This is a genomic window from Paenibacillus cucumis (ex Kampfer et al. 2016) (genome assembly GCF_019748695.1).
GTDB classification, from domain to species: Bacteria; Bacillota; Bacilli; order Paenibacillales; family Paenibacillaceae; genus Paenibacillus; species Paenibacillus polysaccharolyticus.
Window position 1 is genome coordinate 25463 of the sequence record NZ_JACLIC010000051.1, and the last position, 12882, is coordinate 38344.

Sequence of the window (12882 nt, forward strand, 5' to 3'; positions counted from 1 at the left end):
TTTTTTTATGCTGGAAACTGGAAAAGGTGTCAATCTGGATACACACCTCGCCGCTGATCAACCAAACATAACCGCTTTAATTCGCACTTGGTTCACAGTCGGCTAACACTCTCACTCTAACTTTGACTCGCACGTTGAATTGCTAATCGGTCAGCACTCTCGCTATTCAACCTGGTGGGCATACTATTCACCATATCATGCCCCTCCATGCTGCCGAAATTTCTAACGATCACAGGAAACCTTATTTCCCGCTTTTTGATCAGTTTTGAAATCTAACGATCACAGGAGACGTTATTTTGCAAAATGGAGCCAAATTCCCCCCTCAAAGGGCCATTTTGGACGAAATAGCGTCGCTGGGGATCGTTAGAATATACCTAGGCTGAAAACTGCCCAAATAAGGCTTCTCAGGATCGTTAGAATTTTCCATTCCTAGAATACGGGATAATGCAAGGCTGCAATCTCGTTTGATTCCGCAAATACCTCGCCTTTACTTCATCATCCCAATAATGTTTTGGAGATGACTTCATCTCAGGTGCGATGATAGCCCCCACATTAATACTCACCTTTCGCAATATATAATTTAAAAATTCAAGATAGATCAGCCCATTAAAGGCTGGTCTATCTTCACGTTGTCGATCTGATCTGCAGCTTCATAATCTCCTCCCGGATGATCTGCATCCCCTCTGCAATACGCTGTTTCGGAACATTAGAGATGTTCAGTCGCAACATCTGATCTGTAAATGCGCGGTACGTCCCTTCGGGATAATATCGCTCTGTTGTATCCGCAATAATTCCGCGGTTCTGTAAACGGGACAGCAAGGTACGGACAGGTATATTCCCTGGCAAAGGGAGGGCGGTATGTTCTCCGCCAGTTCGTGGCGCAATACGAAATGGTTCGAAATCGGAATAAGCCTCCAGCTGTTCTTGCACAACTTCCATCCGCGCGGCATAGCGGCTACGAATGATTTTGCGATGGTGGGCAAACATTCCGCTATGAATGTACACCTCAAGCGCAGCTTGAGATAACAGTGAGGTGTCGATATCCAGCATTCTTTTCATTGAACCGAAAGAGGCGATCAAGGCCACAGGCGTTACGGCTACACCCATACGAAGTCCAGGGAACAGAATCTTGGAATAACTTTTCAGATAAATAACGCGGTCATGTGTATCATAAGCCCATAAAGGATCTTGTCTCGCGTTGTCCTCCAAATCGGCCAGATAGTCGTCTTCGACCAGATAAACATCATATCGCTGTGCTAACCGAAGAAGTCTCTTCTTTTCCGCCGCCTTCATGGAAGTCCCGATCGGATTGTGGAACCGTGGGATCACATAGAAAAACTTGATATCCCCCTCCGCAAACTGGCGTTCGAGCGAATCCCAGTCCAGTCCTTCGTCAAACGTTCTTCGTACACCAGCAATCGGCACGTTCAAGCTCTTCAACAAGGTAGGCATGTTGTGATATGTAGGCAGTTCCACCATGACTTTGGTTCTTCCACCGGGAAAGGGCATCAAGGCCAGCGCCGCAAGCGCCTGCTGCACACCCGATGTGATGAAAAACTGTTCCGCTCGTGCAAATATCTGATAATCCGCAAACTGTTTCTGTAATAGCTCAATCAGCGAGGGCAATCCTTGCTGCGTACCATATAAAAAAAGCTCGTCTTGCTTCTGTTTCATCGCGAGCTCCACACAATGCCGAAAATCGGCATAAGGAAATACCCTTGGATCTGGAGCCGCAGACGCAAAATCCAGCGGCTCTTGCCAATCCATATCCTGTATACCTAAGCCGTTCTGAACGGCATAATAACCGGATTGGGGCACGGCGTACACCAAATGTCGCTGTTCCAACCATTCATACGCACGAATCGCTGTACTCACACTGCATTGATATTGCTCCGCAACACGGCGAACCGCTGGCAACCTTATTCCTTTGTCATCCCACTGGTGGCTTCCCTGCTGAACCATTTGCTCCTGTATCCACTGTTGCAATGCATGAGCGATTACCTCATATTTTTTCACCTTTCCACCCCTTATCTACAAAACTGTACCGGTACAATCGCTTGTTTTCCGTATTGTAGCACAGCGGATGTAGAAGTATATTAAATAAGGCTAATATATTCCATCGCTTGATAGGTAACAGTAAATCTAGTTCATATCGCATTACTGGAGGTAAATGGAATGAATACTACACATAACCGAACCTATGCTTATATTGCATCTGTTGTATATGCTGCCATTATCGGACTATCTTTTTTATTTGTGAAAATGACCGTCACCATTGCTCATCCCTTAGATGTGCTTGCACATCGTTTCGCTCTGTCACTCATTGTGGTCAGCATTCCTGTGCTATTCGGCTGGATTAAAATCAATCTCCATTGGGCTGACCTGTGGCGAATCATTCCGCTTGGACTGCTCTCGCCCGTACTCTTCTTTGCCTTTCAAGCCTTCGGACTGGTAACCTCCAATTCTTCGGAAGCGGGAATTATTCAGGCGATGGTGCCTGTGTTCACCCTTGTTCTGGCCTCGGTCTTTCTGAAGGAACGTACATCTATTGTGCAAAAAATGTCTCTGCTCCTTTCTGTCGCTGGCGTCATCTTTATCTTTGCCATGAAAGGTAGCGGCATGTCGATGAGTAATATGCAAGGCATTGTGCTACTGGTTCTATCAGCCATCAGTTTTGCAGGATACGGGGTACTGGCCAGACCACTTACTCGGCAATATAAACCGCTGGAACTGACCTGGGTGACCTTAATGGTAGGGTGTATTGTGTTTAATGCGATTGCATTAATACGTCATGCATTCACAGGCTCAATGGCTGATTATGTTCAGCCGCTTGGAGATCTATCCTACTTGGGCGCACTCGCTTATCTGGCTATCTTATCTACCATGGTATCCACCCTGCTGTCCAGCTACGCCCTGACTCATCTGGAGGCTTCACGTGTCAGTGTGTTCAGTAATCTGTCTACACTCATCTCCATCGCTGGGGGTGCTCTGATTCTACATGAACCTGTCCGGAGTTATCACTATGTAGGTGCAATCCTGATCATTATCGGTGTACTTGGCACCAACATGAGTGGTCGCAAACGTACGTTGGTCAGTCATGCTAAAGCATGATATCCGTCAAGCCAGAAATACCGCAAAAGGTACGATGATTAACGTACCTGAGGCGATGATCCTGTATGAAGCTTCCCAAACACGTTAACACTGCTGAGGATACTCTACTCTGAAAAGGAGTTCCTCCGCATGAAGCGTACACAACCTTCGTTCTTGCAAGCCATGATGTTAATCATGTTATCTGTAGGCCTCATCAGCCATGTATTAATTATACCCGCCCTTCTGAGTGCGGCCAAAAGGGACTCATGGATCTCAGTTTTGCTATCTACCGGCCCACTCGTGATCTTTGTACTGATGCTGGCCTACGTGTCACGCTTTCTACAACATCAGACTCTACATGATTGGCTGTCTTCCCATCTTGGTAAACCCGTAGGTTTTCTGTTGCGGGTGGGAAACAGTCTCTTTTTTCTATGCGTCATCTACTTTACGTTACGTGATACCACGACTTGGGCCAAAACGAACTATCTGACCGAAACACCTGTGATCGCAACAACAATCGCACTTATGGCTTTGTGCGGATATGCTGCCTATAAGGGTATGCGTTCGCTCGCCTTCACAGCAGGACTGATTCTGCCATTAGTTGTGTTGCTCGGCTTCTACGTCGCCATTGTCAATTCCCAGTATAAAGATTACAACCGTCTTCTGCCTGTGCTGGAGCATGGATGGTCACCTGTATTTCAGGGCATGATTTACAGTCTCGCAGGCATGTTTGAACTGCTTTTCCTCTGGTACATTCAGCCTCATCTCTCCAAACGTATCAAGCTATGGCAGTATCTAATGCTTGCATTGATCATGGTTGGTTTAACGACAGGTCCGCTCATTGGAGCGATCGTAGAATTTGACCCTTATGAAGCAGCCAAAATGAGATACCCTGCTTTTGAAGAATGGCGCATTGCCTCCCTGGGCAAATATATTGCGCAGACCGATTTCTTTTCCATCTATCAGTGGCTCGCAGGTTCATTCACCCGGATTAGTCTGGCCATGTATATTGTGATAGAAATATGGAATATTAAGACCACTTCCAGAAGGATGGTTACTTGTGCGTCTTTGGCTACATTTTTTATTCTATCCATGCTGTACCCTCTGGACGATATTACTTTCACGAAGATTCTGGTTGATTACATCTTTCCATATAATCTCGTGTATCTGAGCGGATTTGCGGTTCTGGCAACAATCGTTGCCTTCATCCATTCACGCCAGCAGAGGAGGAAACAACACCATGGAGAAGGAGAAACACCCGATTGACACAACATCCTACGAGAACCTGCTTGCCTCCCTGAGAAAAAACTTTGAATCCTGTGCGGATGTGGTTATCCAGACGTTTTCTGCCCAAGATGAGACCGTTCGTTCTGTCATTCTGCTCTATTGCGACGGGCTGGTGGACAGTAAACAAATCAATCAGTTCATCATTCCACGGTTAGAAAAACATACATTGATTATGGAAGAGGCTGTACCCAAGGAGCTTGGGCTAACCCTGAAACCCATAGATGACATTTCCGATCTCCAAAACATAAACATGCTCCTGTTTAGCGGGCAGCTTCTACTTATTTTTGAAAATGGTGTACAGGCTTGCAGTCTGGATATTGCCAATATTCCGGGACGCACACCAGAAGAGTCTGCCATCGAGACGTCTGTAAAAGGACCGCGCGATGGTTTCACCGAAGAGCTATCCACCAACATCGCCTTGGTTCGCAAACGATTGAAAACGTCATCCATGTGTTATGAGAAAATTATAAAAGGGGACCGCACACAGACAACGATCGGCCTCTTATATGTCAGAGATATTATTAACCCCGAAATTCTAGAGACTGCTCGTAGCAATCTAAATCAGATTAACGTCGACGGAATCATGGGCACGTCCATCATGGAACGCGCGGTCATGGGAGGCGTGAGAAGCATCTTTCCGCTCACGGATAATTCTGAACGTCCGGACTATGTCGCAGACTCTTTAATTAACGGACGCTTTGCTGTGCTCACGGATGGGTCACCTGTAGCCGTCATCGCACCGACAACACTGTTCAATCAGTTAAAATCACCTGAAGACGAGAGCACTCCCTTTTTCATCGTGACCTTTGAACGGATATTACGAATTGCCGGGCTGCTCATTGCCTGTTTTTTTCCGGCCTTCTACATCGGTCTGACCAGCTTTAATCTGGAGCAGATTCCACTGCCCCTGCTCGCAACGATCGCAGGAACGCGGATGGGATTGCCCATGCCGGTTACGCTTGAAGCTTTCCTAATGATCTTTATGTTTGAACTGTTCAATGAGGCTGGAAGAAGGCTACCGCGTGCGTTGGGACAGACCGTCAGCGTAGTCGGCGGCTTAATTATCGGGGATGCGGCCATTCGTGCCGGGATTACATCTCCCACTATAATTGTCACGGTAGCAATCTCCGTCATCTCCAGCTACATTCTGGTGAATACGGTTCTGGGGGGAGCCACATCCCAGGTTCGCATCGGAATGTTAATTGCTTCTTCGATCTTGGGGTTATTCGGATTTATGGTTGCTCTGTTTGCCTTGTTAGTTCATCTCGTATCTCTGGAGTGTTACGGCGTATCCTACCTCTCCCCTGTATCACCTTACATTCCGGGAGATTTCACACAGGCCGTATCCATGCCACCTTCCATGACACGCACCAAACGCCCAGCTGTGTTACGCACACAGGATTCTACCCGCCATAAGGACAAACCTTGATGAGATGGACTTGCGTAAGTAGCATCGTTGCGGTTTGTGTCATGCTGCTGACAGGATGCTGGGATTCCAAGGAAGTGCAAAGCATTAACTTTATTACAGCCATTGGCATCGATTATGCGGATAATCAATATACGACATACGCCCAGTTAATCGATTTTTCCAGCATTGCAAAGCAGGAAGGGCCGACACCAAGAGAAGGTAGTCAAATATGGATCGGAAAAGGTACCGGTACAACGTTAAGTATGGCAATCAACAATCTGTATGAGACATCGCAGCAGCAAACGTTGTGGACTCATGTGAAAGCAATTGTGCTATCCAAAAATGCGTTGGAAGGGCGACTGGAGGATGTTTTTAACACGTTACTTCATTCCGGGCAACTGCGATATACACCATGGATCTATGCGACAGAACAAGATCTGTCCACTTTGCTCTCTCCCTCCGCGATCCTGAACCAGTCGGCTCAAACGATTGAGTTGTTCGAACCGATGAGACTGTACAGGCAGCATTCCGGGTATGAGCCCATTCGCCTGCATCAGTTACTTGATAGTCTGAGAGAACCTGCATCTGTGGTGTTGCTGCCTTCCGTTTCCACTAAAAATCAGACGTGGCATAACGGCGAAGAGACCCCGCCGCTGATTCGAATGGATGGATTTTACGTCGTGAGCAATGGAAAAAGTCAGGGGAAAGTCTCTGGTGCCGAAGCAGACGGCGCCCGTTACGTGAATTATGACCATGTGTACCAATATCCGCTGTATGTTTATGGGAAGCATGGCAATACTCCTGACCTTACATTGACTCTTCACAAACCCAAAACGCGTATAAAGGCGAAAAAAAGTGCTAGCGGTATCACCTTTGATCTGTTCACTTCAGTGAAAGGTTCGATTGCTGAGGATCATGGCTCTTTTCGTTCTCCCCGTGTAATGGAGCAAGAGGCAAGCAAGCAGATGGAAGCTCAAATACGAAGCTCATTTGCCACAACCAAAGCGCGGAATGTAGATTCATTCGGTCTTGTAGAGCATCTCTACCGGCATCATCCCGATTGGTGGAGAGCTGAGGTTGCCCAGCGGGCAGAACCCCTTGCTCGTATTCGCCTCGGCAAAGTTGAGGTCGACGTGAAGATTCTGAATGCCAGTACGTATAAATATGGGGAGTAAACCGAAGAGTAAAGACCTGTAATCCGGCATCAAACCAGGTGCAGATTACAGGTCTTTCTGTGCTTGGTCAGTGCTTGTTAGCTTGGCAAGATGATTAAGGCACCGTACAATATTCATTTATTTTTTGTTGGCTTACTTCGTTTATGCCAAAGGGTACGCCATGACACTCATTAAGGCCAGTTCCGGCTGGGTTGTATCCAGGCGGCTGTACTGAATGATGACGGGTACATTACTTGAAACCGTGATGGCATATGGTACACCGGAAGGGATGCTTTCTTCCCCGGCACGTAGCGATGCGGTACGGATATGTTTTGTTCTTCTAGCCGGGACTTCCGCTTGCATATGTTCCAGCGGATCGCGGTCTTCAAAGTAAATTGTAATCTCCAGCGTTGCATCCTCACCTCCCGTGTTTAACACACAGATGCTCTCATGACTCTCCAGTGCACCTGAGCTATCCGGCGGGATGTACCCATCCGGGATAACCCAGTACGTATGACCGTGGGATGAGGATTTCGGAAGGCTTGATTGATCTGGCATGATTCTCCTCCTTTTTGCGATACGCCCTGAAAATTAAAACCTTCGGTGGCTCGCTGGCGGACGCTCGGTGGGCGGATCGGGCTTTGGGCAGCTGTTGGTCCGGGATTTCTTCTATTCCCCTCCAAGGGGGAAAGCCCGTGCCAAACGCGGGCGCTTTGCTCCCTTTTCCCGATTCCGCCCACCTCTCTGCCTTGCTCACCCTCCACTGCTTTTAAAAGGCATGGCCTTCGCTTCGTTGGGCCATTTTTTTGAGCTCGTTGCTTCGCTCGACTCGCGTTTATTAAAATATCGGGTGGCTCGCGGGCGGACGCTCGGTGGACGGATCGGGCTTTGGGCCACTCATTGGTCCGGGATTTGTTCTATTCCCCTCCAAGGGGGAAATCCCGTGCCAAACGCGGGCGCTTCGCTCCCTTTTCCCGATTCCGCCCCCCTCGCTGCCTCGCTCACCCTCCACTGCTTTTAAAGAGCATGGCCTTCGCTTTGCTGGGCCATTTTTTGTCGCTCGTTGCTTCGCTGAACTCGCGTTTTATCTTTTAACTGTTGCAGTTCAAGTTAACTCTCAGACGCACAGGACTTAAAATCCTGCGGTATCAAATCACAGCAACTTAAAAATCAGAGCCTCACCAAAACAGTTAGTTCCTTACTCGCTACATTTGCTCTTATCTGAGGTACATCTGCAATGGTTGCAAATGCATCTCGCGGATAGCTTCAGCCACCTGCTCTGCCAAGCGGCGTGCGCCTCGCTCCTGAAAATGTGTATTATCTTCCATCCCTGTTGGGAAGTTGATATATTCGCCAGGCAACACCCACATAAAATCATCTTTGGTTCCTTCTTCACCCGCCTGCTCAAACATCAGGCGGCTGCGTTCGGCCAGATCGATTAGCGGCACTTCTTCATCTGCCGCAAGTTCACGCACGGCAGTGATATAATCGCCGTGTGTATCGGTCAATGTGCCGTCTTTCGCAAAGTATCGGCGATGCACTGGTGTGATCAGCACCGGACGCGCCTCAGCCTCGCGTGCGGCATCAATATATTTTTTCAAATACTGCTTATAAGTGGTAAAAGGATCTGTCCCCCGTTCCGGGTCAGGCTTCTCGTCGTTATGTCCAAATTGAATAAATAGAAAGTCATCGGGCTTTATTTGCTCCCTAATTGCATCCAAGCGGCCTTCATGAATAAAACTACGGGAACTCCGCCCTGACTGTGCATGGTTATCCACGGCAACGTCATGTTTGAACTGTGCAGGCAGTAGTTGTCCCCAGCCGCAATACGGGTATCCGCTCTCTGGCTGATCTGTTACCGTTGAATCCCCCGCGAGAAACACGGTCATCGTTTGATTGGCCAGCGTTATTTCCATTGCATTGATCCGAGGTGCAGGTCCCGAGAAGGTCAGGCGAAGCTTTCCCCCGCGAACAACAACGGCAAACCGCATTTCTGCGCATTGCCCAGCCACCGTGCGAATCGTGGGTAACATCAGCCGACCTTCTCCTGCTTTGACACGCGTGATTGTATCCGCAAGCGGATCTCCGGCAATCAGTAACACCTGATACGTCCCGTCGGGCACATCGACGACAAACGATGCCTTAAGCGGGATGCAAAAGCTGGAACGCAAGCGGGCAGACATTGTTGCCTTCCCCTGCGGTGGATAATCCCCTTTTGAAGAAGGTAACCTAGCTTCCTGCTCTTCAACCCGTTGCTTTTCATACACCAGCGAACCGGGTTCAAATCCGAATCCTTGGCTCTCATCGTATATCGTTGTAGACGAAACAGCCACATAGCCATCTGCTTTTCTTACATTCGTATGGATGCCTTCTCTGCAAGCTTCCTTATCGGACTTCCTCATGCTTAACGTGGATTCCGATACGATTTCTGATCTACCATCAGATTGAGCTGTGATCGGGCCAAAACTAAACTTCCACGAGGACCTCTTTTGTTCTACTTGTTCTACTTTTTCTGCATGTTCTGCGTTTTCCAAGTCTGCTGCATCCACTAATTTTCTCCTCCATGTATTATTGGTTTGATGCGCTCGCCTCGTTACCCCTTCAAACCACTCGTACTCATACCTTGCACAATCTGCTTCTGGAAGATGAAGAATACAGCCACAACCGGCACCAGACTGACAATCGACATCGCGAACATCGCCCCCCAGTTGGAGGCAGATTCACTATCGAGGAACATTTTGAGCGCCATGGATACGGTGTACTTGTCAGGCGAATTCAGATACAGCACCGGCCCGAGCAAGTCTTCCCATCTCCAGTAAAAGGAGAAGATTGCCGCTGTTGCCAGCGAAGATTTGATCAGGGGCATGATAATCTGAATATACAGCCTGAATTTGTTACAGCCATCAATCGTTGCGGCCTCATCCAGCTCTTTCGGAATCGTGCGAATAAACTGAACCATCAGGAAGATGAAAAACGGCATTCCGAAAAATGTAGGTACAACAATCGGCAGAATCGTGTTCAGCCAGCCCAGCTTGGTAAAAATGATATACTGCGGAACCAGTACGACGTCGTGCGGCAACATCAGCGTAAGCATCATCAGAGAGAACCAGAAGGTACGTCCTTTGAAATTCAGTCTGGCAAAACCAAACGCGATCAGGGACGAGGAAAGCACTGCCCCAATCGTAGAGATTACCACTATGATCAGTGAATTGGTGATGTAATCCATAAACGGCCTTCCAGCTGTTCCTTTCCAGCCATCCACATAGTTGGACCAGATCCATTCGGTCGGAAACAGGCTTTCTGCCGTTACAAAAATCGTACGGCTCTCCTTGAAAGAACTGAACAGCATCCACAGTACCGGGTAGAGCATCAGGAGGGCAAGTGCGGCAACGAACAGATGATAGATTGGCCATTTTACATTTCTCCACACCATGATTACTTCCCTCCTTCGGATTCATAAAATACCCAAAACTTGGATGTCAGGAACACAGCCGCTGTAAGCACACCAATCATGATCAACATGACCCAAGCCATCGCAGAAGCATAACCCATGTTGTTAAACATAAATGCCTGGCGAAACAGATATAACGAATAGAGCATCGTTCCGTCCATCGGGCCGCCCTCTCCTTTGGAGATGATGTACGCAGGCACGAAGGTCATAAATGCACCGATCGTCTGCATGATCAGATTGAACAGCACGATTGGACTGAGCAATGGCAACGTAATGCTGAAAAACTTCCGAACAGGATTCGCACCATCCACCCCTGCGGCCTCATACATCTCGGGAGAGATGTTTTTGAGTCCTGCCAGGAAGATCAGCATCGATGAACCGAACTGCCATACGGACAGGGAGATCAGCATCACAAGCGCCGCATCCGGGTCACCGAACCAACTGATCGGCCCAATGCCGATGGCGGTCATCGCACTGTTAATGACACCTTCGTTACTGAACAGGTTACGCCACATAATAGATACGGCCACGCTACCGCCGATGATGGAAGGCAGATAGTACAATGTACGATACGTTCCCACCATACGAGAGCCCGTGTTCAGAATCATTGCGACAAAGAGGGCAAAGATCAGCCTTAACGGCACCCCGATGAATACATATAAAAACGTAACCTTAACCGAATTCCAGTATTTCGGATCATCAAAAAACATCTTGGTATAGTTGTCCATCCCGATCCATTTGGGAGAGGTGAACAGGTTGTAACTCGTAAACGACATGTAGAGAGAAACGAACATCGGGATGAGCGTAAATCCAAGAAAACCAATAATAAATGGGCTGATAAAAGCATATCCCGTCAAGTTTCTGCGCAATGAAGAATACTGCCTCAAGTGGAACGTACCTCCTTCATGGATCAGCTTGCTACCGTCTTCATGTTGCAGACAGGACGGGGAAAGGCCCTCGCCTTCAGCGAGCAGCCCGGTTCCCGTCCATCCCTGCAAGCGGGACGAGCAAGCCATCATTCAATTGTTATTTGTTGTTGGCAAGCACGGATTCTGCATTTTTGCGGAAGGTCTGTGCTGCCTGTTCGGCTGTAATTTTGCCAAAGTTCAGCTCTTCCACTACATCCGCCAAGGAGGAGATTACCTCAGGTGATCCAACCGGTGGTGGTGGGCTCATTGGAGAAGCTTTCGGCTCCATCGATGCCACGAATTCAAATACCTGTTTCGTTGCATCGCTCAGTTCAGGAGCAATAGCCTCTTTGATTTTTCCGGAGATCGGCACACCGCGCTCCCCTTTGATCAGTTTGTTCGCTTCTTCGTCATTCACCCAGAAGTCAATGAACTTCGCTGCTTCTTCCTTCACCTTGGAGTTGGACGTTACACCCCAGTACATACTTGGTTGCATATAAAGTCCTTTTTCCATATCCGGTCCCGGCATTGGTGCAAAGGCAAGCGGACGGTTAGCTACCTGTTGCAGAGCAACGAACTGGTTCGACCATTGCCATACCCCGACGCCTTTTTCTTTGACCAGATCCGACTCTTCAATGATGCCTTTCGTCTGGTTAGCTACATCCGGTGATGGTGCTGCCTTCTGCTCGATCATGCGTTGCATTAATCCGAAGAACTCTACGAACAGAGCATCGTCATCATATCCAAGCCCGGTTCCTTCCGGGTTGTAGAGCGATTTGCCTTTGGTACGCAGGAAATAGTGGAAGAAGATATCCGGAGCTACACCGCCATCCAGATACAGGCCCTTCTCTGCTGCTTGTTTACCAAGCGCTTCGTAAGATTCCCATGTCAGATTTTCAGGCATGGCATCTACGCCAGCTTTCTTGAGCAACGCAGGGTCATATTGGAACCCTAGTACGTTAACCCCGGCAGGTACACCATATTGCTTGCCGTTAATTACACCTGTGCTGATGACATTCTCAGCCACATCATCCACCTTGATCTGATTGCCCAGATACGGTGCGAGATCTTCAAGCTGACCGTTCTGTGCATATTGGCTGATATAGGAAATATCCATCTGAATAATGTCAGGCAGCTGGTTGGCTGCGGCTTGCGGGGCGAGCTTTTTCCAGTAGTCGTCAAAAGAAGCATATTCCACATCAATTTTGACGTTTGGATTTTTCGTTTTATACAGGTCGATGACCTTCTGTGTATATTCATGCCGTGTATCCGAGCCCCACCATGCGATACGCAGATTTACCGAATCACCCTTGCTCCCGGACCCCTGTTCGCTGCCTCCACCTGAGCTACACGCTGCTGTAAACACAAGTAACGCAGCCATCATCAGGAATATTGCCTTTTTCACCATGCCAATCTCCCCTTTTTATGCTGATATGGTATTGTGAACGGGTTATCTCCATCTTGTTAACGATATACTGATAACGCTTTCACAAACTTGATATTGTCATTTTCGCAAAAGTACGATCCAAGTTGAATACACAAAACCGTCTTGTTGGTTCAAAAAACAGAGGAGGACATCCCTGA

Annotated in this window: 10 protein-coding genes; 4 read left to right on the top strand and 6 right to left on the bottom strand. The window is 48.2% G+C overall.

Translation table 11 applies throughout. From position 1 onward, the window contains the following. Positions 1-624: 624 nt before the first annotated feature. Positions 625-2016 (bottom strand): aminotransferase-like domain-containing protein, encoded by a 1392-nt coding sequence (locus H7T88_RS26835; protein WP_312027663.1) that lies wholly within the window; start codon positions 2014-2016, stop codon positions 625-627. A 159-nt stretch (positions 2017-2175) separates the two neighbouring features. Between H7T88_RS26835 and H7T88_RS26840 the strand changes: the two genes are divergently transcribed. From H7T88_RS26840 to H7T88_RS26855, 4 genes are all read left to right on the top strand, one after another. Further along, the gene (locus H7T88_RS26840) at positions 2176-3111 is read left to right on the top strand and encodes a DMT family transporter (RefSeq protein ID WP_221791410.1); all 936 of its coding nucleotides are present in this window, start codon (positions 2176-2178) and stop codon (positions 3109-3111) included. 129 nt (positions 3112-3240) lie between these two features. Next, the gene (locus H7T88_RS26845) at positions 3241-4356 is read left to right on the top strand and encodes a GerAB/ArcD/ProY family transporter (RefSeq protein WP_221791412.1); all 1116 of its coding nucleotides are present in this window, start codon (positions 3241-3243) and stop codon (positions 4354-4356) included. Next, complete coding sequence (locus H7T88_RS26850; protein WP_090924543.1) at positions 4331-5806, top strand: spore germination protein; 1476 nt, start codon at positions 4331-4333, stop codon at positions 5804-5806. The genes H7T88_RS26845 and H7T88_RS26850 overlap by 26 nt, the downstream gene beginning before the upstream one ends. Then, entirely contained in the window at positions 5806-6960 is a 1155-nt protein-coding gene (locus tag H7T88_RS26855) for a Ger(x)C family spore germination protein (protein WP_260511172.1), read from the top strand. The genes H7T88_RS26850 and H7T88_RS26855 overlap by 1 nt, the downstream gene beginning before the upstream one ends. A gap of 141 nt (positions 6961-7101) precedes the next feature. Here H7T88_RS26855 and H7T88_RS26860 read toward each other — a convergent pair whose 3' ends face one another. From H7T88_RS26860 to H7T88_RS26880, 5 genes are all read right to left on the bottom strand, one after another. Next, the gene (locus H7T88_RS26860) at positions 7102-7497 is read right to left on the bottom strand and encodes a sensory rhodopsin transducer (RefSeq protein WP_221791415.1); all 396 of its coding nucleotides are present in this window, start codon (positions 7495-7497) and stop codon (positions 7102-7104) included. A gap of 659 nt (positions 7498-8156) precedes the next feature. Then, the gene (locus H7T88_RS26865; RefSeq protein ID WP_221791463.1) at positions 8157-9341 is read right to left on the bottom strand and encodes a rhamnogalacturonan acetylesterase; all 1185 of its coding nucleotides are present in this window, start codon (positions 9339-9341) and stop codon (positions 8157-8159) included. Positions 9342-9532: 191 nt separating this feature from the next. Continuing rightward, positions 9533-10372 (bottom strand): carbohydrate ABC transporter permease, encoded by an 840-nt coding sequence (locus tag H7T88_RS26870; protein ID WP_090924547.1) that lies wholly within the window; start codon positions 10370-10372, stop codon positions 9533-9535. Between the two features lie 2 nt (positions 10373-10374). After that, a complete protein-coding gene (locus H7T88_RS26875) occupies positions 10375-11277 on the bottom strand; it encodes a carbohydrate ABC transporter permease (protein ID WP_090924548.1) in 903 nt (300 codons plus the stop codon). A gap of 139 nt (positions 11278-11416) precedes the next feature. Continuing rightward, positions 11417-12706 (bottom strand): ABC transporter substrate-binding protein, encoded by a 1290-nt coding sequence (locus H7T88_RS26880; RefSeq protein WP_154985754.1) that lies wholly within the window; start codon positions 12704-12706, stop codon positions 11417-11419. Positions 12707-12882: the final 176 nt, after the last annotated feature.

Coding starts and splice junctions, on each gene's coding strand:
- H7T88_RS26840 (WP_221791410.1), top strand. CDS start 2,176: ATGAATACTACACATAACCGAACCTATGCTTATATTGCATCTGTTGTA.
- H7T88_RS26845 (WP_221791412.1), top strand. CDS start 3,241: ATGAAGCGTACACAACCTTCGTTCTTGCAAGCCATGATGTTAATCATG.
- H7T88_RS26850 (WP_090924543.1), top strand. CDS start 4,331: ATGGAGAAGGAGAAACACCCGATTGACACAACATCCTACGAGAACCTG.
- H7T88_RS26855 (WP_260511172.1), top strand. CDS start 5,806: ATGAGATGGACTTGCGTAAGTAGCATCGTTGCGGTTTGTGTCATGCTG.
- H7T88_RS26860 (WP_221791415.1), bottom strand. CDS start 7,497: ATGCCAGATCAATCAAGCCTTCCGAAATCCTCATCCCACGGTCATACG.
- H7T88_RS26865 (WP_221791463.1), bottom strand. CDS start 9,341: ATGAGGAAGTCCGATAAGGAAGCTTGCAGAGAAGGCATCCATACGAAT.
- H7T88_RS26870 (WP_090924547.1), bottom strand. CDS start 10,372: ATGGTGTGGAGAAATGTAAAATGGCCAATCTATCATCTGTTCGTTGCC.
- H7T88_RS26880 (WP_154985754.1), bottom strand. CDS start 12,706: ATGGTGAAAAAGGCAATATTCCTGATGATGGCTGCGTTACTTGTGTTT.